The sequence below is a fragment of the Streptomyces sp. NPDC002851 genome (assembly GCF_053591935.1).
The window spans coordinates 82256-102602 of the sequence record NZ_JBSFUT010000028.1; the positions used below are offsets into that span (position 1 = coordinate 82256).

A 20347-nucleotide genomic window follows, 5' to 3' on the forward strand; every position below is an offset into this window, starting at 1 on the left:
CCTCCCTCATCACAGCACCACCACCGAGCGCAGCACCTCGGAGCGTTGCATCTTGGCGAAGGCGTCCTCCACGCCGTCGAGCCCGATCGTCTCGCTGATGAAGGCGCCGAGCTCGAGGCGGCCGCTGAGGTACTGGTCGATGAGCATCGGGAAGTCCCGGGACGGCAGACAGTCCCCGTACCAGGACGACTTGATGGCGCCGCCGCGCGAGAAGGCGTCGATCAGGGGGATCTCGAGCTTCGCGTCCGGGTCCGGTACGCCGACCTGGACGAGGGTGCCCGCGTGGTCGCGCATGTAGAAGGCCTGGAGATACGTCTCCGGGCGGCCGACCGCGTCGATGGCGATGTCGACCCCGAAGCCGCCGGTCAGCTCGCGCACCGCCGCGACGGGGTCGGTGCCGCGGGAGTTGACGGTGTGCGTGGCGCCGAACCGTTCCGCCCCGTCGAGCTTGGCGTCGTCGATGTCGACGGCGATCACCCGGCGGGCACCGGCGAGCGAGGCCCCGGCGATCGCCGCGTTGCCGACGCCGCCGCAGCCGATCACGGCCACCGTGTCGCCCTGGCCGACGCCGCCGGTGTGCACGGCCGCGCCGTACCCGGCCATCACGCCGCAGCCGACCAGACCGGCCGCCTGGGGGCGCGCTGCCGGGTCGACCTTGACCGCCTGACCGGCGGCGACCAGGGTCTTCTCGGCGAAGGCGCCGATGCCGAGCGCGGGTGACAGCGGCGTGCCGTCGAGCAGTGTCATGGGCTGCCGGGCGTTCTGCGAGTCGAAGCAGTACCAGGGGCGGCCGCGGCGGCAGGAGCGGCACGCGCCGCACGGGGCGCGCCAGGCGAGCACCACGTAGTCGCCCGGGGCGAGTTGGGAGACGCCGGGCCCGACCGCGTCGATGGTGCCCGCCGCCTCATGCCCGAGCAGGAACGGGAAGTCGTCGTTGATCGCGCCCTCCCGGTAGTGCAGGTCGGTGTGGCACACCCCGCAGGCCTGCACGTCGACGAGCACCTCACCGGGCCCCGGATCCGGCACGGCGATCGTCTGCACCTCGACGGGTGCGCCCTTCTTGACGGCGACGACTGCCCGGACCTCGTGCGACACCACCCTCACCCCCTTCGTTGTCGCGCTCTGCACGTTGTGTTGCGTGATGAGAGACATAGTGGGAACGGCATCGAGAGGCCGTCAAGGGGGTCGAGTTAACGCGGGAAAATCCATGGAGCGGTGGCGAAACGACTCGGACGCACGGGGCCCGGCGCGGGCCGGGAGTGGCGGGGCGGCGCCGGGGGAGGGGCTGTCTTGCCTGGTCCGCGCAGACGAGAGCGGGGCCGGTCGCTGCTCGGCCCCGCTCTCGTACGTACGTCGTCCCAGGTGTCCGTCAGAAGCCGTAGCCCATCCGGCGCGACAGGTCGCCGGCGACCACGACCGCGCGCTTGGCCAGCTCGCCGAGCCGGTCCTCGGTGAGCCGGTAGACCGGTCCGGAGACGCTGATCGCGCCGATCACCTTGCCGTCGTGGGCCCACACCGGCGCCGCCACGGCCGTCAGGCCGACCTCCAACTCCTCCATGGCGAGGGCGAATCCCTGCTCGACCACGGCCTCGAGCTCGGTACGCAGGACCGCCGTGCCGGTCACGGTGCGCTCGGTGAACCGGGGCAGCGTCCGGGCTATCAGGCCCTCGCGCAGCGCGGGCGGGAGGTGTGCGAGCAGCACCTTGCCGCTGGAGGTGGCGTGCAGCGGGGTGCGGCGGCCGAGCCAGTTCTGCGCGGTGACGGAGGCCGAGCCGCGGGCCTGCATGACGTTGACCGCGGCGTCGTCGTCGAGCACCGCGATGTTGACCGTCTCGCCCAGCTCGTCGGCGAGTTCGCGGCAGACCGGGGCGCCCTCCTGGGAGATGTCCAGACGCACCGCGGCCGCCCCGGCCAGGCGAAGCACGCCCGCCCCGAGGTAGTACTTGCCGCGGTCCGCGGACTGGGTCACGAGCCCTCGGTTCTCAAGCACGCCTAGCAGCCGGAAGGCCGTGGAGCGGTGCACGCCGAGCGTGTCCGCGAGCTCCGCGGCCCCGGCCTCGCCATGCTCGGCGAGCAGCTCGAGGACGCTGACCGCCCGGTCCACGGACTGCACGGCACTGGCCGCGGCTCCCGTGGTCTTGCCCTGCTTGCCGGACGGGGGCTTCTTGGTGGGCTTGGTCCCGTCGCTGGTTCGTGGCTTCTTTGTGGGCTTGGTCTCGTCGCTGGTTCGTGGCTTCTTCTGTTGCCTTTCGTTCTTCCTGTTTTCGCTGGTCATGGCCTCTTCCTGGTCGCGCCTCATGGCTCGGCTCCCACCCCTGGCAGCCCGGTTCACGCCGCATCCGCGGGAAGAGCTTGACGTGGCTCGCTTCCCGCCCTGATTCTGTTGCGCAGAGCACGCGTGCGCGCGTCATACGCAACAAGGTGTTACCGAACAGTCGTAGTTCCGTGTCCGGGCAGACGGCCGGGCAATCGCTCGGATCATCCGCTCGTGCCGCCGCTCCGAGTCCCGCCCGCCATCCGACGTGCCATCCAAGTCGCGCACCCACAGGGGGATTCCGTGATGTTCGCTTGCCGCCTCGAAGACCTCCCCGCCGGCGAATCCGTCCGCCTCGACACCACCCCGCCCATCGCCGTCTTCAACGCCGACGGCGAGCTCTACGCCATCGACGACACCTGCAGCCACCAGGACGCCTCGCTCTCCGAGGGATGGCTGGAGGGCTGTCAGGTCGAATGCCCGCTGCACGCCGCGTCATTCGACCTGCGCACCGGGGAGCCGACCTGCCTGCCCGCGCGCCGCCCGGTGCGCACCCACGCGGTGACGGTGGCCGACGGCATGGTGTACGTCCACCAGAACGTGACCACGGCGCCGGTCCCCGCCTCCGTGGGCGCCGTGGCCGAAGAGGGCAACGCCGCCTGACTCCGCTAGGGCCCGCGGGCCCGCGAAGATCGAGGAGACGGGCCCTAGGCCTCCGAAAGCCCGCCGTGTCCCACCGCGGCCCCGCCGGTACTGCCAGGAGGCCGACCGCGGGCCGCCGCCCGGGCGGCGCGGCGGGCGCGGCGGCGTTCGCGGCGGAGACGGCGGGCTGTGCTGCGGGGCGTCGAGATCACGCCGTGGCGCTGGTTCCACACCTGCCGGGTCACCCATACGTCGAGCACCGCCCATGTGGCGAACACCGTGCCCGTCACGCTGCCGACCACCATCGGGAAGGCCAGCCAGGATCCGGCGAGGGAGCACAGAAACGCGATCACGCCCTGTATCAACGTCAGGGCCGTGATGATCACCGCGCGGACCGCCGCCGTCCGCACCGGATCCGGCAGCCGCTTCCGGCCCACCGGCTCCTCCACCCAGAGCGGTCGCCGCCCGCCCTCCGGGTCGCGCCCCCGCGGCGTCCCCCGCTCCACCGAACCCGTCACACTCTTCTCCCCATCACCGCGCAGCCGTACATCCGGAGCCCTCCCGTCCGGCAGCTCCCGCCCGACTCCTGAGTGACTGCCCGTCTTGCGCCGAAATACTCCGCCCTGTCCGACCCTTCGTCCGCACCAGGGAATCCCCAATTCCGCTCTGTTGGCCGCAGCTGGCGTTTTCCGTACCGACTCTCCGTACTCAACTCTCTGTGCCGAAACTCAACTCTCCGTGCCGATCTCGCGCCGACCTTCATACCAACTCGCCGAACTTCCTTACCTGCACGACGAATGGCGCCCCGCGAAGATTCCCGTTACTAATCAGTACGTCGAAACATTCCGGCCAACCAGCCTCTCCGTATGGCGAGATGCACACCCACGGCCATGGCTCCGCGACGGGTGGTCATCTCCCGGTAAGAGGGGACAACTCGGGGCGCCCCGCGCGCGTACGGGCAAAAATGCGGCCGGAGGTAACTGGACGTGTCTTCGAGTTGGTCATCCGGCAGTAGTAGGCTCGCGCCGTTTAAAGCCGTAAGTGCCCCCCGGAATCGGGGGTTGAGCTGGGGGAGGCCATGCGCTTTCGCGGGAAGTCCATCCGCCGGAAGATCGTGGCGTTGCTACTCGTGCCGCTGATTGCCCTCACCGCAATCTGGGGCTTCGCCACCGCCCTCACCTGGCGCGAGGCCGCTCAACTCCTCGATGTGAGCCATGTCGGGGAGGAAGTCGGCTCCCCCGTCGAGCGCGCCGTACGGGTCATTCAGGCCGAGCGCCGCCAGACCCTGGTCTATCTGGCCGATCCGCGTGCCTCCGACGCTCTCCCCGAACTCCGCCGCACGCGCGAGGCCACCGACGCCATGGTGGCGAAGGTCCGCAAGAACGCCGAAGACCCGGATGTCCAGGACAAGTTGGTCGATGACTCCGAGCACCGGCTCGCCTCCATCCTGGAGGCATTCGAGGGCATCGACGCGCTGCGCCGCACCGTCGAGGACGGCCCGATCAGCGCACAGCAGGCGCTGAAGTCGTACAACGACCTGGTCGACCCCTGCTACAGCTTTCTCCTGACCCTGCACGGCCTCGACGACCCGGAGCTCGACCGGCAGGCCCGGGCCCTCGTCGGACTGGCCCGCTCCCGCGAACTCCTCGCCCGCGAGGACGCGTTGCTCGGCGCCGCCCTCGTCGCGGACCGCCTGGACCGGACCCAACTGCGGCAGTTCTCCGACCTCGTGGCCCAGCGCGAGCTGCGCAACCAGATCGCCCTCGAGGTGCTGCCCGCCGACGAGCGCGCCCGCTTCGAGCGCTACTGGAAGAGCCCCGCCACCACCCCCTTGCACGAGCTGGAGAAGGCCGTCCTCAAGGCCGAACCCGGCGAACCGCGCGGCCTCACGGCGGAGAGCTGGGACAAGGCCGCGGGCAAGGTCCTAGACGACCTCGCCGAGCGCAACAGCGCCGCGGGCGACCGCTACCAGGAGCGGGTCATGCCCGAGGCCTTCGGCGTGCTCGCCCGGGCCGGCGTGGTCGGCGGCCTCGGCCTGATCGCGCTGCTCTTCTCGGTGTTCCTCTCCGTACGCATCGGCCGCGGCCTCGTCCGCGACCTGACCCGGCTCCGCAAGGACGCCCACGAGGTCTCCGGGGTCCGGCTGCCCAGCGTGATGCGCAGGCTCGCCGCGGGCGAACAGGTCGACGTGGAGACCGAGGCGCCCCGACTCGAATACGAGAAGGACGAGTTGGGCCAGGTCGGCCACGCCCTGAACACCCTTCAGCGGGCCGCCGTCGAGGCCGCCGTCAAGCAGGCCGACATGCGCCGCGGCGTCTCCGAGGTGTTCGTGAACCTCGCCCGGCGCAGCCAGGTCCTGCTGCACAAGCAGCTCACCCTGCTCGACACCATGGAGCGGCGCACCGACGACACCGAGGAACTGGGCGACCTCTTCCGGCTCGACCACCTCACCACCCGCATGCGGCGGCACGCCGAGGGCCTCGTGATCCTCTCCGGGGCCGCCCCGTCCCGGCAGTGGCGCAAGCCCGTCCAGCTGATGGACGTGGTGCGCGCGGCGGTCGCCGAGGTCGAGGACTACGAGCGGATCGAGGTACGCCGCCTCGCCCGGGTCGCCGTGACCGGACCGGCCGTCGCCGACCTCACCCACCTCACCGCCGAACTCCTGGAGAACGCCACGGTGTTCTCGCCCCCGCACACCGCGGTGCAGGTGCACGGCGAGCGGGTCGCCAACGGCTTCACCCTGGAGATCCACGACCGCGGCCTCGGCATGACGCCCGACGCGCTTCTTGAAGCCAATCTGCGCCTCGCGGAGACCCCCGAGTTCGAGCTCTCCGACACCGACCGGCTCGGCCTGTTCGTGGTCAGCCGCCTCGCGCAGCGGCAGAACGTGCGCGTTTCCCTCCAGCCTTCGCCGTACGGCGGTACGACGGCCGTGGTCTTCATCCCGGACGCCCTGCTCACCGACCCGCCGGACTCCGACTCCGTGGGCGGCGCGGGCATCCGCCTGGACCGCGCCCGCGGCTCCGCGCGGCAGGACGGCAACGGCACGTCCGACCAGCGCGGCGGCCCGCTCTCCCGTACGCCCCTGGTGCTGCCGGGAATCTCGCCGTCCGTCTTCGACGGCCCGGTCGAGCTGGAGGCACCGGTCGGCGCCACCGGACGTGGCCGCGGCCTGGGGCTCGGCCTCGGCGACTCCGCGCGGGACACGGGGGAGCTCGGCGTGGTCGACGGCATCGGCGCCGCGGGCGAGCTGGGTGACCTGGGCGAGCTTGGCGACCTCGAAGACATCGAGGACGACGACAGCGAGCGCGGTGGCCTGTTCCGGCCGCGCCGCCGCCCGGCCCCGGACGGCCGCACCGCCGAGTACCAGCAGGCCCGGGACAGGGACGCCAGGGACGGCTCCGGCGGCAGCTCCCGCCCCGGTGGCGGCGGCCCGGTGCCGCTGCCGCGCCGCCGCACCCCGAAGCTGGTCAGCTCGCACGGCCGCCCCGTGACCGGCACCGACCGGCCCCGCCCGAGTGCGCCGTCCCGCACCGCCGAGCGCCCCGCACCGCCGGCCGACGGTCCCGACCCGACCGCCCCGGCCCCCGACCCGGCGCCGGACGACCCCACCGTGGCCCTGCCCCGCCGCGTCCGGCAGGCCTCCCTGGCCCCGCAGTTGAAGGAGAGCCAGGGCCCCGAGCCCGTACGCGAAGAGGACACGGGCGAGCGGGACGCCGAGCAGGTCCGCAGCCGGATGGCCTCCCTTCAGCGCGGCTGGCAGCGCGGCCGCCGCGAGAACGGGGAGCCCGAGTCGGGACGGCCGACGGAGCCGCGGGCGTCGGACTCGGCGGGCGCCGACGCCGACGACGTACGAGAAGCCGACGACGAACGTGACGACGTACGTAAAGACCCGCAAGACCCGCAAGACCCGCAAGACCCGCAAGACCCGCAAGACCCGCAAGACCCGCAAGACCCGCAAGACCCGCGCGTCGACGCCGACATACGCGACCTGCCGCGACCGGACGCCGCGTCGCCCGCCCCGAACGCCACACCCCGACCACACCGCACAAGCACCACACCCGAGGGGGACGGTCTATGACCGCACCGAAGACCGCCACAGGAACCGGAAGCCGGGTCTCGGGCGAGCTGAACTGGCTGCTCGACGAGCTGGTCGCGCGCGTGGGGAGCATCCGCAAGGCGGTGGTGCTCTCCGGGGACGGCCTGCCCACCGGCGTCTCGGCCGACCTGACCCGCGAGGACGGCGAGCACCTGGCGGCCGTCGCCTCCGGGTTCCACAGCCTGGCCAAGGGCGTCGGGCGGCACTTCGACGCGGGCCGGGTCCGGCAGACCGTGGTCGAACTGGACGATGCCTTCCTGTTCGTCACGGCCGCGGGCGACGGCAGCTGCCTCGCGGTGCTCGCGGACGCGGACTCCGACGTGGGCCTGGTGGCGTACGAGATGACGCTCCTGGTGAAGCGGGTGGGCGTACATCTGGGCACCGCGCCGCGTACCGATCTGCCCGCCGGTGGGTAGTGGAATGGCATGACCATCCACGGGAACGACGGTCACGGGGCGCGCCACTGGTTCGACGACGACGCGGGCCCTGTGGTGCGTCCGTACGCCATGACGCGCGGCCGTACGAGCAGCGCGGGCCAGCACCGCCTCGACCTGATCGCCGTAGTGGTCGCGGAGGCCCGCGCGGACGACCCGGAGGCGGACCAGAGCCTCGCGCCCGAGCACGTCGACATCGTCGAACTGTGCCGCGCGGCCCCGCAGTCCGTGGCCGAGCTGGCCTCCGAGCTCGACCTGCCGATCGGCGTGGTCCGGGTCCTGGTCGGCGACCTGGTCGCCCAGGAGTTGGTACACGTCACCCGGCCCGTCCCTCCGGCCGAGCTGCCGGACGAGAGCATCCTGCGGGACGTGATCAACGGCCTGCGCGCGCTATAGGGGCCAAATCAAGCCCGTCCGCAACCACCAGCCCGTCCGGCGTTTGAGGACGAGCGCGTTGAGCGCGACAAGGGGGTCTGGGGGCGGAGCCCCCAGTTTCGGGAAGGGGCGGGACAGGGGAAAGAAACCCCGGACACCCCCCGGGCCGAGGCAGGAGACCCCGTGACAGCACCCGAACCGAGCAGCGCCGCAGGCCCCGGCTGGCAGTTCTGGGTCGACCGAGGCGGCACCTTCACGGACGTGGTGGCCCGCCGCCCCGACGGCCGTCTGCTCACCCACAAGCTGCTCTCCGAGAACCCGGCCCGCTACCGCGACCCCGCGGTGGCGGGCATGCGCGCACTCCTGGACGTACCGCCCGATGAGGCCCGGATCGACGCCGTCCGGATGGGCACCACGGTCGCCACCAACGCCCTCCTCGAGCGCACCGGCGAGCGCACCGCCCTCGTCGTCACCAAGGGCTTCCGGGACGCCCTGCGGATCGCGTACCAGAACCGCCCGCAGATCTTCGCCCGCGAGATCGCGCTGCCCGGCCTCCTGCACGAGCGGGTCGTCGAGGTGGACGAGCGGATCCTCGCGGACGGCACCGTGCTCACACCGCCCGATCTCGACGCGCTCGCCCCGGAGTTGCGGCGGCTCTACGACGACGGCATCCGGGCGCTCGCCGTCGTCTGCATGCACAGCCATCTGCACCCCGCGCACGAAGAGGCCATCGGGCGGCTCGCGGAGCGCGTCGGGTTTCCGCAGATCTCGCTCTCCTCCGAGGTCAGCCCGCTGATGAAGCTGGTGCCGCGCGGTGACACGGCGGTCGTGGACGCCTATCTCTCGCCGGTCCTCAGGCGCTATGTCGAGCAGGTCGCGGAGCAACTCCGGGGCGTACGCCTGATGTTCATGCAGTCCAATGGCGGGCTCGCCGAGGCCGGGCAGTTCCGCGGCAAGGACGCCATCCTGTCCGGGCCCGCGGGCGGCATCGTCGGCATGGCCCGGATGTCCCAGCGGGCCGGGTTCGACCACGTCATCGGCTTCGACATGGGCGGCACGTCGACGGACGTCTCGCACTTCGCGGGCGCGTACGAGCGCGTCTTCACCACCCAGATCGCCGGGGTCCGCCTGCGCGCCCCGATGCTGGACATCCACACGGTCGCCGCGGGCGGCGGCTCGATCCTGCACTTCGACGGCAGCCGCTACCGGGTCGGGCCCGACTCGGCGGGCGCCGAGCCCGGACCCGCCTGCTACCGCGGTGGCGGCCCACTGGCCCTCACGGACGCCAACGTGATGCTCGGCCGCATCCAACCCGACCACTTCCCACATGTGTTCGGCCCCGACGGCGACCAGCCGCTCGATGCCGACCTGGTCCGGGAGCGGTTCACCGCGCTCGCCGCCGAGATCCGCGAGCGGACCGGCGACGACCGCACCCCGGAGCAGGTCGCGGAGGGCTATCTGCAAATCGCCGTCGCGAATATCGCCGCCGCGATCAAAAGGATCTCGGTACAGAAGGGGCACGACGTCACCCGGTACGCCCTGACCACCTTCGGCGGCGCCGGCGGCCAGCACGCCTGCGCGGTCGCCGACTCGCTCGGCATCCGCACCGTCCTCGTACCGCCCATGGCCGGTGTCCTGTCCGCCCTCGGCATCGGACTCGCCGATACGACGGCGATGCGCGAGCAGTCCGTCGAGGCCCCGCTCGAAGACGCCGCCATGCCCCGGGTCCGGGAGACCGCCGACGCCCTGGAGAAGGCCGCCCGCGCCGAACTCCGCGCCGAGGACGTGCCCGAGGGCCGTATCCGTACCGCCCGCCGCGCCCAGCTCCGCTACGACGGCACCGACACCACGCTCACCGTCGACCTCACCGACCCGAAGACGATGACGGCCGCCTTCGAGGACCGGCACCGCGCCACGTACTCCTTCACGCTCGACCGCCCGGTCATCGTCGAGGCCCTCTCCGTAGAGGCGACCGGCGTCACCGAGCCGCCGGACCTCTCCGGCCTTGCCGAGGCACGCGCGCGTGGCGACGGCGGACCGGCCACCGCGACCCTGCACACGGGCGGCGAAAGTCGGGACGTCCTTCTGTACCGGCGATCGGAGCTGCCCCCGGGGGAGCGGGTGACCGGCCCCGCGATCGTCACGGAAGCAAACGCCACCACGGTCGTCGACGAGGGCTGGAGCGCGGCCCTCGACGACGAGGGCCACCTGGTCATGGAACGGGTGGCCGCGCAGGCGGGCCCGGAAGCGGGCACGGCCGCGGACCCCGTGCTCCTCGAGGTGTTCAACAACCTCTTCATGTCCATTGCCGAGCAGATGGGCGCCCGCCTGGAGTCCACCGCCCAGTCCGTCAACATCAAGGAGCGCCTGGACTTCTCCTGCGCCCTCTTCGACCCGGACGGCAACCTGGTCGCCAACGCCCCGCACATCCCCGTCCACCTCGGCTCGATGGGCACCAGCGTCAAGGAGGTCATCCGGCGCCGCCGCCCCTCCATGCGCCCCGGCGACGCGTACGCGGTCAACGACCCGTACCACGGCGGCACTCACCTGCCCGATGTCACCGTCATCACCCCGGTCTTCGACACCGAAGGCGCCGAGGGCGCCGAGGGCGCAGACATCCTGTTCTACGTCGCCTCGCGCGGCCACCACGCGGAGATCGGCGGCATCGCACCCGGCTCCATGCCCGCGAACAGCCGCCGGATCGAGGAGGAGGGCGTCCTCTTCGACAACTGGCTGCTCGCCGAGAACGGACGCTTCCGCGAGGACGAGACGTACCGTCTCCTCACCGAGTCGCCCTACCCTTCCCGTAACCCCGCCACCAACCTCGCCGACTTCCGCGCCCAGATCGCCGCCAACGCCAAGGGCGTCGAGGAGGTCGGCAAGATGATCGACGACTTCGGCCTGGACGTCGTGCAGGCCTATATGCGGCACGTCCAGGACAACGCGGAGGACGCGGTCCGCCGCGTCATCGACGCCTTGGACAACGGCAGTTACGCCTACGAGACGGACTCCGGAGCCGTCATCCGCGTCCAGGTCACCGTGGACCGCGCGAACCGCTCCGCGACGGTCGACTTCACCGGCACGTCCGACCAGCTGCCCGGCAACTTCAACGCCCCGTACGCCGTGGTCAACGCCGCCGTCCTGTACGTCTTCCGCACCCTCGTCGCCGACGACATCCCGCTCAACGACGGCTGCCTGCGCCCCCTGAAGATCGTCGTGCCGCGCGGCTCGATGCTGTCGCCCGAACCCCCGGCCGCCGTGGTCGCGGGCAACGTGGAGACATCGCAGGCCATCACCGGCGCCCTCTACGCCGCGCTCGGCGTCCAGGCGGAGGGCTCCGGCACCATGAACAACGTCACCTTCGGCAACGACCGCTACCAGTACTACGAGACGGTGGCCTCCGGCTCCGGCGCGGGTGACGGCTTCGACGGGGCGCCCGTGGTGCAGACCCATATGACCAACTCCCGCCTCACCGACCCGGAGGTCCTGGAGTGGCGGCTGCCGGTCCTCCTGGAGGAGTTCGCGGTACGCGAGGGCAGCGGCGGCCGGGGCCGCTGGCGCGGCGGTGACGGCGCGATCCGGCGCATCCGCTTCCGGGAGGCGATGACGGTCTCCACGCTCTCCGGGCACCGCCGCGTCCCGCCGTACGGCATGGCGGGCGGCGGGACGGGCGCCCTGGGCGCCAACTCCGTGGCACGCGCGGACGGTTCGGTGGTACGGCTCGGGGGCGCCGATTCGGCCCACCTGGAGTCCGATGACGTACTGATCGTGGAGACCCCGGGCGGAGGCGGCTACGGCACACCGTCATGATCAGTTCGGCCACGATCCGGCCACGATGTTTCACCACGGCTGAACCGGAATGCGCTCACCGCTAAAGTCGCCCCCGCAACTCTCGCATGTCGCACGGGTGTTCAAGGTCAACGCAGTTCAGGAGTGGAGTCGGTCCCATGGCGATCCTCGGGCGCTCGGCACGGCGCAAGCCCCCGATCGAGCCGGTCACCCTCAAGATCCTGGTGGCCGGCGGCTTCGGGGTCGGCAAGACCACCCTCGTCGGCGCGGTCAGCGAGATCAGGCCACTGCGCACCGAGGAGGACCTGACCGAGGCGGGCCGCCCGGTCGACGACACCGACGGCGTGGCGGGCAAGCGGACCACGACCGTGGCGATGGACTTCGGCCGCATCACGATCCGCGAGGACCTGGTCGTCTATCTTTTCGGCACGCCGGGCCAGGACCGGTTCTGGTTCCTCTGGGACGAGCTGGCCCAGGGCTCCCTGGGCGCCGTGGTGCTCGCCGACACCCGCCGCCTGGAGGACTGCTTCGCCGCCGTCGACTACTTCGAGCGTCGCGGCATCCCCTTCATGGTGGCCGTCAACTGCTTCGACGGCGCCGCCCGTTACCCCGAGGGCGCGGTCCGCCAGGCCCTCGACCTCGACGACGGCGTCCCCGTTGTGCTCTGCGACGCGCGCGAGCGCGAGTCCGTGAAAGCCGTCCTGATCACCGTCGTGGAACACGCCATGGCGCGAGCGGCCGCTCGCCGCCGCGCGGCAGCGAGCACCTAGGGCCCGTCTCCCCGATCTTCGCGGGCCCTAGAACCACCCCGGCGGAACGGCCCGTACCCCCGCCGACCGGGGTACGAGCCGCTGGCCGAAGCCAAACCGCTGCGGCGGCGTCAGAAGCCGGGCGCGGGCCGGCTACTCCGCGCCGTCCTCGTGCCAGCCGAAGCTGCGCTCAACCGCCTTGTGCCAGTTGTGGTATTCGCGCTCCCGCGCCTCCGCGTCCATCTGAGGCGTCCACTCCGCGTCCTTCTGCCAGTGCGCCTTGAGCTCGTCCAGGTCGCTCCATACGCCGGTCGCGAGCCCCGCGGCGTACGCGGCGCCCAGGCAGGTGGTCTCGGAGACCTTCGGCCGGACCACCGGCACGCCGAGCACATCCGCCTGGTGCTGCATCAGCAGATTGTTCTTGGTCATGCCGCCGTCGACCTTGAGGGTGGTGATCTTCACCCCGGAGTCCTGGTACATGGCGTCGACGACCTCACGGGTCTGCCAGCTCGTCGCCTCCAGGACCGCGCGGGCGAGATGCGCCTTGGTGACGTACCGCGTCAGACCGGTGATCACGCCGCGCGCGTCCGAGCGCCAGTACGGCGCGAACAGGCCGGAGAACGCGGGCACGATATAGGCCCCGCCGTTGTCCTCGACGCTCGCCGCGAGCGGCTCGATCTCGTCGGCGCTGCGGATGATGCCGAGCTGGTCCCGGAACCACTGCACAAGGGCTCCGGTGATCGCGATGGAGCCCTCGAGGCAGTAGACGGGCGCCTCGCCGCCGATCTGGTAGCCCATCGTGGTCAGCAGCCCGCTCTTCGACGGCACCGGCCGGTTCCCGGTGTTGAGGAGCAGGAAGCTGCCGGTGCCGTAGGTGTTCTTGGCGGTGCCCGTGTCATAGCAGGCCTGGCCGAAGACCGCCGCCTGCTGGTCGCCGAGGGCCGAGGCCACCGGCACCCCGGCGAGCTGCCCGGTGGCGGTGCCGTACACCTCGGCCGAGGACTTGATCTCGGGCAGCACCGACTCGGGCACGTTCATCGCCGCGAGGATCGACGGATCCCACTGCAGCGTCTCCAGGTTCATCAGCATGGTGCGCCCGGCGTTGGTCACGTCGGTGACGTGTACGCCGCCGTCGGTGCCGCCGGTGAGGTTCCAGATCAGCCAGGAGTCGATGGTGCCGAAGGCGATCTCGCCACGCTCGGCGCGGGCTCTGAGGCCCGGCACGTGATCGAGCAGCCAGGCCGCCTTGGGTCCGGAGAAGTAGCTGGCGAGCGGCAGCCCGGTGGCCTCGCGGAACCGGTCCTGGCCGTCGCTGCCGCCGAGTTCGGTGCACAGCGCGGACGTACGGGTGTCCTGCCAGACGATCGCGTTGTGCACCGGCTTGCCCGTGGCCCGGTCCCACAGGACCGTCGTCTCGCGCTGGTTGGTGATGCCGAGCGCGCTGAGCTGGTCGGCACGGAGCCCGGCCTTGGCGACCGCGCCGGCCACCACGGCCTGCACCTTGGACCAGATCTCGGTGGCGTCGTGCTCCACCCACCCGGGCTTGGGGAAGATCTGCCGGTGCTCGCGCTGGTCGACGGCGACGATCGCACCGTCCTGGTTGAAGATGATGCACCGGCTCGACGTGGTGCCCTGGTCGATCGCGGCGACGAACTTGTCCGTCATGACGTTCCCCTCAAGGAAGGCTGCGGTCGGGCCCGGAAGGCCGCGCTGCGTGGGTGAAGACCGCCCGGCAGGCGCCCGGAGGCGATCAGAAGGCCGGGATCAGAAGGCCGGGATCAGAAGGCCGGGATCAGAAGGCCAGCTTGAAGATGCCCGTGGCCAGCGCGGCCCCCACCAGCGGACCCACCACCGGGACCCACGAGTAGCTCCAGTCCGAGGTGCCCTTGTTGGGAATCGGCAGGATGGCGTGGGCGATCCGCGGACCCAGGTCGCGGGCCGGGTTGATGGCGTACCCCGTGGGACCGCCGAGCGACAGGCCGATGCCGACCACCAGGAAGGCCACCAGAAGAATCAGCGTCCCGGACTCGCCGAGCCCCTTCGTGAGGCCGAAGGCGAGGATCGGAAGCACCAGGGCCATGGTCGCGATGATCTCGGTGACCAGGTTCGCGGCGGGGTTACGGACCTCCGGGATGGTGGAGAAGACCCCCAGGGTCCCGATGGCGTTCTCCCGGTCCTCGTTCGCCTTGAACTGCGAGTAGTACGCCGCCCAGCAGAGCACCGCGCCCAGGAACGCACCGATCATCTGGCCCAGGACATAGAGCGGCACCTGGCTCCAGTCACCGGAGTTGATGGCGGTGCCCAGCGTGACCGCGGGGTTGATGTGACCGCCGGAGAGCGGCGCCGCCGTATACGCGCCCGCCATGACGCCGAAGCCCCAGCCGAAGGCGATGACGATCCAGCCCGAGGACTTGGCCTTGGACAGGCGGAGACTGACCGCGGCGACCACGCCCGCGCCGAACAGAACCAGAATTCCGGTGCCGATGATCTCGCCGACGAGAACATCCCCATTCGAGTACATGGCGGCTCCTAGGCCCTCGCCCGGGGCCCTCGCCCCGGTGCTCCGTGCAGGGTGCGTTTCCCACGGCTACGTCGGCCTGAGCAGGGGTGACCCGCGCCCCGCCCGGCGTCCGTGACGAGCGTGCCGTCGCAGCCGAATCGCCCGTGGGGAGTGGCCTGAAGCGCAAGCGAGCGCTGGTCAGGACCCTGCGGCGCCGTGTGGCGCCGTGCATAAGAGCGGCGATGCCGACTGACACCCGGAAGTGTTCACCGCGCCCGACAGAGCGTCAAGGTCGTGGACGACAACGGTTCTCGGCCGCATCGCCCGCCGCCGCTCCGGCCGACGCCTCCTGCCCCTTCCACGCCGAACGGTCAAGCACCCCGGGGCCGTACCGCCGTATCGCCGCGTCCCGCGGTCGCGGCACCGGAGCCGTATCGACACGGTACCCGCGCCCGACCGTTACGGCACCCCGCGCAGATCCCCGGCCGCACCCGCCCCGCATCCGGCCTGAGCGGGCACGATGCCCCGCCGGACCTCGTGCCCGGGCACCCCGGCGCGGCCGACCACCCAGCTCATGCCGCGCAGCGCCTTCGCCGCCTGCTTCAGGGGCGCGAGCCACCCCGCCACCTGCCGGTACTCCCGCACCGTGCCCGGTGGGCAGTCCACCGTGGCCAGGGACATCGTGACGTCGAGCCCGCCCGCCGCCCACGCCGTGTCCAGGACGGCCGCGGCCACCGGAGCCAGCGCCTCCGGGTCGGCCAGGAGCAGAAAGTCGTCGCCGCCGATGTGGCCCACTCGGGTCACCCCGGCCGCTCCGGAGGCCGCCCGCTGGAGCGCTCCGCCGACGCCCCGGATCACCTCGTCACCGGCCGCGAACCCGGCCTCGTCGTTGATCCGCTTGAACCCGTCCACGTCCAGCCAGCTCAGCGCGAACCGCCGCCCCGCCGCGATCCAACGGTCCACCTCGCGCGCGACCGCGTCCGAACCCGGAAGGCGGGTCAGCGGGTTGAGCGCCGCGGCCTCCTCGACCCGGCTCTCGGCGAGCGCCCGCACCAGGTCCGCCAGGCGTACGACGCCGACGCAGCGCCCGTCCCGGTCCACCACCGCCACATCGTCCCCGGCCCGGCCGCGCTCCCCGCCCGCGAGCACGTCGAGCACCTGCCAGGCGGTGGCGTCCGCACCGACCGTGCGCGGGGCGTCCGCGAGCCGGGCCGCCGGTCGTGCCGCGTAGAGCGCGTGCCCGTACCGCCCGGACAGCGAGAGCAGAAAGCGGTCCCGGTCGAGCGCCCGCACCGGCACGCCGGACGGGTCCACGAGCAGCACCCCGGAGACCTCGGGGGAGCCCATGAGCAGATCCCGCACCTGCCCGGCCGACGCGGCGACCGGCAACAGCGCCGCGGGCCGCACGAACTGCCGTACCGAAGGCCCGTTCCGGGTGGCAGGCTGCCGAGGTGCGGCACCGCCCGGACGGACCCCGTCCTCCGCTCCCGAAGCCCCCGCGTCCGAGTCGCCCGGCACACCGACAGCCAGGCCGTGCACGCCGCCGTCCAGGCCCGGAACATATACGTCCAGGGCGGGCCTGCGCGCGGGCGGCGCGAAGAGGAACCCCTGCCCCAGCTGTGCCCCGGCCGCACGGGCCACCGCGCACTGCCGCTCCGTCTCCACGCCCTCCACGGCGAGGAGCGCCCCCGTCTGCTCGCACAGCGCCCGCATCGCGTGTACGGCGGGCTCGCGGGCCAGCAACGAGGCGTCCAGCTTGATGAGTTCGGGCGCCATGTCGACCAGGAGACGCAGCGGTACGTCGCCCTCGCCGACCCCGTCCGCGCTGATCCGGAACCCCTCGTCGCGCAGCGCGCCGACCGCTTCGAGCAGCGCCCGGTGCGGTACGTGCGTATACGGCGGGGTGAGGTCGACGGTCACTTCCCAGGGCCGCCGTCCGGACGCGTGCACCGCGTCGCGCAGCGCCGCGAGGCCCCCGAGGTCGGCGGCGGTCGCCGCGAACACATTGACGTGCAGGGGCAGCAGCGTCTCCTGCCGGGCGGCCGCGCGCACCCCCAACGCGGCCAGCCTGGCGTCGAGTTCGGGATCGCGGCGGGCCTCGGCGAGGATGTCGCCGGCCTCCGGGCGGGCGAGTATCTCCAGCGCCGCCACGGCTCCCGTCGACAGGTTGACGACGGGTTGGAAGGCGAAGCGGAGCGTATCCGTCGAGGGGCGCACGGCAGCATGATGGCCCCTACGCGCGCGGTGCAGGAGCCCAGTTCATGCAGTGTTCACGCAGCTTTTCCGGGTGCTCACGCTGCGTACCGGCCGGGCGCTCGCCACCCCCACGTATGCCGTACGTTCATCAGGCGCGCCACGCACATCAGGCGTGCCGCACCCCGCTCACCGTACGGCGATCACCGACGACCCGTGCCCGAACAGCCCTTGATTGGCGCTGATCCCCACCCGCGCCCCTGCCACCTGCCGGGCGCCCGCGGCGCCCCGCAACTGCCAGGTGAGCTCGCAGACTTGGGCGATGGCCTGGGCCGGTACGGCCTCTCCGAACGAGGCGAGTCCGCCGCTCGGATTGACCGGAATCCGCCCGCCCGGCGACGTCGCCCCGTCCCGCAGGAGCTTGGCACCCTCGCCCTCGGCGCACAGCCCCAGGTCCTCGTACCACTGCAACTCGAGGGCGGTGGACAGGTCGTAGACCTCGGCGAGCGACAACTCCTCGGGCCCGACGCCCGCTTCCTCGTACGCCGCGTGCGCGATGGAGGCGCGGAACGGCCGCGCGGGCGGTGCCACGGCCGCGGCCGAGTCGGTCGCGATGTCCGGCAGGTCGAGCGCCGTCTGGGGGTAGGTGGGCGTGACGGTGGCGACGGCCCGGATCCGCACCGGGTCGGCCGCGCCGTGCCGCCGCGCGAACTCCATGCTGGAGAGCACCAGGGCGGCGCCGCCGTCCGAGGTCGCGCAGATGTCGAGCAGCCGCAGCGGGTCGGCGACCACGGCGGACGCGGCGACCTCGTCGGCCGTGACGGTCTTGCGGTAGCGGGCGTTCGGGTTCAGCGCCCCGGCCGCCGCGTTCTTCATCTTGACCTGCGCGAAGTCGTCGAGCGTATCGCCGTGTACGGCCATCCGGCGGCGTGCGTAGAGCCCGAAGTACGTCGGGTTGGTGGCCCCGAGGACGCGGAAGCGCAGCCAGTCCGGGTCGTCCGCGCGCTCCCCGCCCGCGGGCCGGAAGAACCCCTTCGGGGCCGCGTCGGCGCCCACCACGAGCACGACGTCCGCGAGCCCCGCCAGGATCTGGGAGCGCGCGGTGGCGATGGCCTGCGCCCCGGACGCGCACGCCGCGTACACGCTGGAGACCCGCGCCCCCTGCCAGCCGAGCGCCTGGGCGATGGTGGCCCCGGCGACGTACCCCGGATAGCCGCCGCGCACCGTGTCGGCGCCGACGACCGAACCGATGTCCCGCCAGTCCACACCGGCATCGGCGAGCGCGGCCCGCGCGGCCGCGACCCCGTACGCGACGAAGCTCCGCCCCCACTTGCCCCAGGGGTGCATTCCGGCGCCGAGTACGGCGATCTCCCGCGCGGTCACGCCTCGCTCACCGGCTTCCACTGCCAGGTGGTCCAGGTGGTGTCGGCGTCCTCATCGAGCACGCCGGGCACCACCTCCATCTCCATCCCGACCGCCAGATCCGCGGGCGTCACCCCGGGCACGGCCTGCCCGAGCACCACAAGCCGCTCGGCCGCGAGCTCGACGGCGACCAGGGTGTACGGCCGCCACTCCGCGTCCGGGTCCGAGACGTACGGCGCGGGCGGCCGGTACTGAGCATCCGTGTACGACCAGACGGTGCCCCGCCGCGACAGCGGCACCTCGGCCAACTCGCCGCCCGCGCACCCCGGGTTGCGGCAGAACGTGTCCTCGCGCGGGAAGAACACCGACCCGCAGTCGACGCACCGCGTCCCGAGCAACCGGAACTCCGCCGCCCCCGCCGGTCCTGCTGTCCCTTCATCGTTCCTGGTGAACCAGCCGTCCACCACGGGCGTCCGCGTACGCGCCACGTCCCCTCCTCGGCACTGGATCTGACGGAACGTCAGAAGTGTGCCATGCTCACCGATCGGTGAGCGAGCTCCGGGACACCGGAAAGTCGAAGTAGGTGTCGGGGAACAGCTCGGGCTTGTGCGTGAAGTGCCACCACTCCTCGGGCAGGTTCACGAACCCGACCTCGGCGAGCGTGCCCCGCAGCAGATCCCGGTTGGCGCGCTGCGCCGCACCGATCCGCGGGTCATCGGTGTGCGACAACGTGTCGAAGCAGTCGAACCCGGTCCCCATGTCAACGGAGTTGTCGGGAAAGCGCTCGTCCTGCGGCGCGTAACACGGCACGAGCGGCTCGCCCGGGCGGTACGGCCGGGTCGGCGCGGCAGGCAGCCGCACCACCGTCAGATCGACCGTGGACCCCCGGCTGTGCCCGGACTTCTCCGCGATGTACCCGTCCTCGAACAGCCGGTTCTTCTCGACCCGCGGATAGAACTCGTCCTTCATCCGCTCGTCGTCGAGGTCCTTGGCCCAGCGTACGAAGTGGTCGACGGCCCGCTGCGGCCGATAGCAGTCGTACACCTTGAGCGTGTAGCCCCGCGCAAGCAGCTTCCCCTGCGCCCGCCGCAGGGCCTCGGCGGCGGACTCGGTCAGAAGGCACAGCGGCTGTCTGTGCCCGTCGATACGCTCACCGACGAAGTTGTGCTGCGTGGTGTACCGCATCTCCTGCAGGATCGTCGGGTCCACATCGAAGAGCGCGACGAACTCCTCGGGCGCCTTGGTCTCCGGCCGTGCTTGGGCGTTCGCCGGAGCGACGGTGACGGTGAGCAGCGTGGCGGCGGCCACGGCGAGGGTCCGCAGTACGGAGGGGAGTCGAGTCATGACCCATGCGTCTATCAGGCGGGCGGGGTGGGCGGAAGGCCCGGAACTATCGGCCCGTCCGGCGTTCGAGGACAAGTCCCGCAAGGGTTCCCACTGTTCGAGCTGTGGCGCGCCCTACGCCGTCACCGACGGCTGGCCGCGCACCTGCCCCGCCTGCGGCGATACGGCGTACCGCAACCCACTGCCGGTAGCGGTGGCGCTCCTGCCGGTGCTGCCGGAACGCCCCGGGGAGCAGCCGGGCCTGGTCGTCGTGGTCCGCGCGATCGCCCCGGCCCGCGGCCGCCTCGCCCTGCCGGGCGGTTACCTCGACGACGGTGAGGACTGGCGGTCCGCCGTCGTCCGCGAACTCTTCGAGGAAACCGGCATCGCGGCCCCCGCCACCGAAGTCCGGCTCGCCGACGCCCTGAGCGCCCCGAACGGCCATCTCCTCCTCTTCGGCCTGCTGTCCCCACGCCATCCCCGTGACCTGCCCCCGTCGACCCCGACCCCCGAAACCACCGGCTACCAGATCCAACGCACTCCGGCCACCCTGGGGTTCCCGCTGCGCACCCAGGCCCTGCACGCGTGGTTCGAGGGCCGGTACGAGGGCCGATAGGCGGGGCGGTT

The 20347-nt window shown here is 72.1% G+C and carries 16 protein-coding genes; 7 read left to right on the forward strand and 9 right to left on the reverse strand.

Annotated features, from left to right (window positions below; genetic code table 11):
* Positions 1–9: 9 nt before the first annotated feature.
* On the reverse strand, positions 10–1095 hold the full coding sequence (locus tag ACWD10_RS26465; protein ID WP_451095223.1) for an S-(hydroxymethyl)mycothiol dehydrogenase: 1086 nt from the start codon (positions 1093–1095) through the stop codon (positions 10–12).
* Between the two features lie 274 nt (positions 1096–1369).
* Positions 1370–2113 (reverse strand): IclR family transcriptional regulator, encoded by a 744-nt coding sequence (locus tag ACWD10_RS26470; RefSeq protein WP_451095225.1) that lies wholly within the window; start codon positions 2111–2113, stop codon positions 1370–1372.
* 444 nt (positions 2114–2557) lie between these two features.
* Here ACWD10_RS26470 and ACWD10_RS26475 point away from each other — a divergent pair, with 444 nt between their 5' ends.
* Entirely contained in the window at positions 2558–2917 is a 360-nt protein-coding gene (locus ACWD10_RS26475; protein ID WP_451095163.1) for a bifunctional 3-phenylpropionate/cinnamic acid dioxygenase ferredoxin subunit, read from the forward strand.
* Between the two features lie 44 nt (positions 2918–2961).
* On the opposite strand, the gene ACWD10_RS26480 is transcribed toward ACWD10_RS26475, so the two are convergent.
* The gene (locus tag ACWD10_RS26480) at positions 2962–3414 is read right to left on the reverse strand and encodes a hypothetical protein (RefSeq protein ID WP_451095165.1); all 453 of its coding nucleotides are present in this window, start codon (positions 3412–3414) and stop codon (positions 2962–2964) included.
* 560 nt (positions 3415–3974) lie between these two features.
* Here ACWD10_RS26480 and ACWD10_RS26485 point away from each other — a divergent pair.
* The 5 genes from ACWD10_RS26485 (at position 3975) to ACWD10_RS26505 (ending at position 12363) form a co-directional block, all read left to right on the forward strand.
* Complete coding sequence (locus ACWD10_RS26485; RefSeq protein WP_451095167.1) at positions 3975–6977, forward strand: sensor histidine kinase; 3003 nt, start codon at positions 3975–3977, stop codon at positions 6975–6977.
* Entirely contained in the window at positions 6974–7411 is a 438-nt protein-coding gene (locus tag ACWD10_RS26490) for a roadblock/LC7 domain-containing protein (RefSeq protein WP_451095169.1), read from the forward strand. The genes ACWD10_RS26485 and ACWD10_RS26490 overlap by 4 nt, the downstream gene beginning before the upstream one ends.
* A 9-nt stretch (positions 7412–7420) precedes the next feature.
* Positions 7421–7825, forward strand: coding sequence for a DUF742 domain-containing protein (locus ACWD10_RS26495; protein WP_451095171.1), 405 nt, complete (start codon positions 7421–7423; stop codon positions 7823–7825).
* Positions 7826–7987: 162 nt separating this feature from the next.
* Positions 7988–11614: a hydantoinase B/oxoprolinase family protein gene (locus tag ACWD10_RS26500; protein ID WP_451095173.1), complete on the forward strand. Its 3627-nt coding sequence runs from the start codon at positions 7988–7990 to the stop codon at positions 11612–11614.
* A gap of 137 nt (positions 11615–11751) precedes the next feature.
* Complete coding sequence (locus tag ACWD10_RS26505; RefSeq protein ID WP_451095175.1) at positions 11752–12363, forward strand: GTP-binding protein; 612 nt, start codon at positions 11752–11754, stop codon at positions 12361–12363.
* Between the two features lie 132 nt (positions 12364–12495).
* On the opposite strand, the gene glpK is transcribed toward ACWD10_RS26505, so the two are convergent.
* The 6 genes from glpK to ACWD10_RS26535 form a co-directional block, all read right to left on the reverse strand.
* Complete coding sequence (gene glpK / locus ACWD10_RS26510) at positions 12496–14007, reverse strand: glycerol kinase GlpK (RefSeq protein WP_451095177.1); 1512 nt, start codon at positions 14005–14007, stop codon at positions 12496–12498.
* 127 nt (positions 14008–14134) lie between these two features.
* Positions 14135–14863, reverse strand: a complete 729-nt coding sequence (locus ACWD10_RS26515; protein ID WP_451095179.1) for an MIP/aquaporin family protein — start codon at positions 14861–14863, stop codon at positions 14135–14137.
* Positions 14864–15301: 438 nt separating this feature from the next.
* Complete coding sequence (locus ACWD10_RS26520; RefSeq protein ID WP_451095181.1) at positions 15302–17059, reverse strand: EAL domain-containing protein; 1758 nt, start codon at positions 17057–17059, stop codon at positions 15302–15304.
* 165 nt (positions 17060–17224) lie between these two features.
* Entirely contained in the window at positions 17225–18418 is a 1194-nt protein-coding gene (locus ACWD10_RS26525) for a lipid-transfer protein (RefSeq protein ID WP_451095183.1), read from the reverse strand.
* Positions 18415–18885: a Zn-ribbon domain-containing OB-fold protein gene (locus ACWD10_RS26530; protein WP_451095185.1), complete on the reverse strand. Its 471-nt coding sequence runs from the start codon at positions 18883–18885 to the stop codon at positions 18415–18417. The genes ACWD10_RS26525 and ACWD10_RS26530 overlap by 4 nt, the downstream gene beginning before the upstream one ends.
* 49 nt (positions 18886–18934) lie before the next feature.
* A complete protein-coding gene (locus ACWD10_RS26535) occupies positions 18935–19741 on the reverse strand; it encodes a M15 family metallopeptidase (protein WP_451095187.1) in 807 nt (268 codons plus the stop codon).
* Here ACWD10_RS26535 and ACWD10_RS26540 point away from each other — a divergent pair.
* Entirely contained in the window at positions 19740–20336 is a 597-nt protein-coding gene (locus ACWD10_RS26540) for an NUDIX domain-containing protein (protein ID WP_451095189.1), read from the forward strand. The genes ACWD10_RS26535 and ACWD10_RS26540 overlap by 2 nt on opposite strands.
* Positions 20337–20347: the final 11 nt, after the last annotated feature.